Genomic DNA, 1,313 nt, shown 5'->3' on the forward strand with positions numbered 1-1,313 from the left:
TCATGGCAGGGGGCGGTCAGGCCCGTCCGTGGCGCAGGGCGGGGTGGGCGCCGGCGGCGACCAGGTCGGCCACGGCGGCCTTGGGGTCGCGGCCGGTGACCAGGGACTCGCCGACCAGGACGGCGTCGGCGCCCTCGTTGGCGTAGGCGATCAGGTCGTGCGGGCCGCGCACGCCGGACTCGGCGATCTTGACGATGTGCGCCGGGATCTCGGGGGCGACGCGCTCGAAGGTGCCGCGGTCGACCTTGAGGGTCTTGAGGTTGCGGGCGTTGACGCCGATGATCCGGGCGCCGGCGTCGACCGCGCGCTTGACCTCCTCCTCGTCGTGCACCTCGACCAGCGGGGTGAGGCCGATGGACTCGGCCCGCTCGATGAGGGAGACCAGCGCGGGCTGGTCCAGGGCGGCGACGATCAGCAGGGCGAGGTCGGCGCCGTAGGCGCGGGCCTCCCAGAGCTGGTAGGCGGTGACGATGAAGTCCTTGCGCAGCACCGGGATGTCGACCCGGGCGCGGACGGCCTCCAGGTCGGCCAGCGAGCCGCCGAAGCGGCGCTGCTCGGTGAGGACGGAGATCACCGCGGCGCCGCCGGCCTCGTAGTCGGCGGCCAGTCCGGCGGGGTCGGCGATGGCGGCGAGCGCGCCCTTGGACGGACTGGAGCGCTTCACCTCGCAGATGACCTTGACGCCGTCGCCGCGCAGTGCGGCCACGCCGTCCTTGGCCTGCGGGGCCTTGGCCGCCCGCTCCTTGAGCTCGTCGAGGGAGACCTGCGCCTGACGCTCTGCGAGGTCGGCGCGGACGCCGTCGATGATCTCGTCGAGCACACTCACGCGAGGGGCCCCTTCCAGGTCGGCGAAACGGTCGGCGGAACAGTCGGCGATACGGGACCGGAACCGGTCATCTCGATGGTATCCGGAGGTAGGGCGAAGCTTCGCATCCGGTTGACGCCGCAGCGCCGCCGGGCACTCACCACACGCGCCTGACCTGCTCTTTTACACCGAACGGCGGAGAGCCGGGCCGTCTCAGGGTGCGAGAGCGGAGCCGAACGGCAGGTTGCGGACCACCGCGAACACGCCCATCGCGGCGCCGGTCGCCCACCACCAGACCGGCCGGACGGCGAGCCGCAGCGGGCGGGCGCGGACGGCCCCGGTCAGCCACCACACCATGACGGCGGCGAAGGCCAGGTAGCCGAGGACGGCGGCGGCGTTGGCCCCCAGCGCGGTGGACAGGTCCCCGGTGACGAAGGCGTGCGCGCTGCGCAGCCCGCCGCAGCCGTCCTCGGCTACCTGGCCTTCGCCGCCGTCATGGTGTGGTGGC

2 protein-coding genes are annotated in these 1,313 nt (G+C 73.6%); both read right to left on the minus strand.

The features are described 5' to 3' along the window. Window positions 1–16: 16 nt before the first annotated feature. Entirely contained in the window at window positions 17–826 is an 810-nt protein-coding gene (gene trpC, locus C6N75_RS29200; protein WP_105871850.1) for an indole-3-glycerol phosphate synthase TrpC, read from the minus strand. A 192-nt stretch (window positions 827–1,018) separates the two neighbouring features. Next, window positions 1,019–1,313: DUF2752 domain-containing protein (locus C6N75_RS29205; protein ID WP_146132713.1), on the minus strand; the 295-nt coding region annotated here is incomplete at its 5' end.

Origin of the sequence: Streptomyces solincola (genome assembly GCF_002982015.1) — a bacterium.
GTDB classification, from domain to species: domain Bacteria; phylum Actinomycetota; class Actinomycetes; order Streptomycetales; family Streptomycetaceae; genus Streptomyces; species Streptomyces solincola.